The sequence below is a fragment of the Streptomyces sp. NPDC004667 genome, assembly GCF_040609475.1.
Classification (GTDB): Bacteria; Actinomycetota; Actinomycetes; order Streptomycetales; family Streptomycetaceae; genus Streptomyces.
Genome location: NZ_JBEXKC010000276.1, coordinates 1 through 1144 on the forward strand (window position 1 = coordinate 1; position 1144 = coordinate 1144).

Annotated in this window: 1 protein-coding gene and 2 pseudogenes; 1 reads left to right on the forward strand and 2 read right to left on the reverse strand. The window is 80.2% G+C overall.

Going from position 1 to position 1144, the window contains the following annotated elements; translation table 11 throughout:
- Positions 1–182 (reverse strand): annotated as a pseudogene (locus tag ABZW32_RS40015) (RDD family protein); the annotation flags it as partial.
- An 87-nt stretch (positions 183–269) separates the two neighbouring features.
- Positions 270–749, reverse strand: a complete 480-nt coding sequence (locus ABZW32_RS40020; protein WP_356225861.1) for an RDD family protein — start codon at positions 747–749, stop codon at positions 270–272.
- Positions 750–795: 46 nt separating this feature from the next.
- Between ABZW32_RS40020 and ABZW32_RS40025 the strand changes: the two are divergent.
- Positions 796–1144, forward strand: a pseudogene (locus ABZW32_RS40025) (hypothetical protein); the annotation flags it as partial.

Here is a 1144-nt window from a genome sequence, read left to right on the forward strand (position 1 = left end):
GGCGGGGGCGGGGGGTACCCGCCGCCGGGGGGCGGGGGCGGCGGGGGCGGGCTGCCGCCGCCGGGGGGCGGAGGCGGTGAGCCGTACGGCGAACCGCCCGACGGAGGCGTCGGTTCCTGGGGCTTCTTGAGGAACGGGTCGTCCTCGGGCGGCTGGCCCGGCGGCGGCTGGTCGGTACTCATGGCCCGAGTCGAACCCGGGTCCGCGGGGTCCGCAACGGGACCGCGTCCGTTCGGGGTACCGGCCCCGCCACGGCCCCGCCGCGACGGTCACCGGGCCACGTACGTACCGGCGGCCCGGTCGTGCCAGGCCCGGCGACGGGGGCGGTCCACCAGGCACCACAGGCTCCCCGGCAGACCCAGCAGGGCGTACACCAGCCAGCGCCGCAGGGCCGCCCCGAAGGCCGGCGGACGCAGGGTGGCGGCGGCCAGCACGCGGACCCCGAAGAGCTTCTTGCCCGGGGTGCGGCCCCAGCGGGCGGTGGGCAGGGCCTCGTAGAACACCCCGAAGACGAGGACGGCCGCCAGGACCAGACCCAGGTAGCCGGTGATGGTGCCGTCGAGCAGCCACACCGTGGTGGTCCGCCCGCTCGCCCGCGCCTCGTCGACCTTGACCTGTACGTGGGCCGTCGCCTCCGGTACGAGGGGCAGCGCGGCGGCCGTCGCGACCCCGGCGAGGACGAGGGAGTCCACGGCGCGGGCCAGGGTCCGGCGGATCAGCCCGGCGGGACGTACGGCGCGCTCGGCCATCTCCTCGAAGACGGCCCGGGTCGCCTCCGCCGGCGGAACGGGGGCGGTGGCGGGAGCGCGCTCCGCGCCACGGGGCTCGAACCCCGAGGGGGCCGCGGGTTCCGTACCGCGCGGTGCGGGCGGCGGCGCCGACCGCGACGACGACGGGGACGGGGACGGGGTCTGCGGCGGGGCCTCGGCCGCCTCCACGCGCGTTTCCGGGCGGGGCCGGGCGGGGGCCGGGGCGCTGCGCGGCTCGAACGCGGAGGGGGCCGGCGGGGCCGAAGGGACCGCCGCGGCGGCCGGGACGGAGGGGGGCCACCCGCCGTACGGTTCGGCCTCGGGCGGGGCCGGCTGGGGGCGCTCAGGCCTCGGCGGGCACGGCCGGGGCGGCTTCGAGCTGCCAGGCGTGGCGC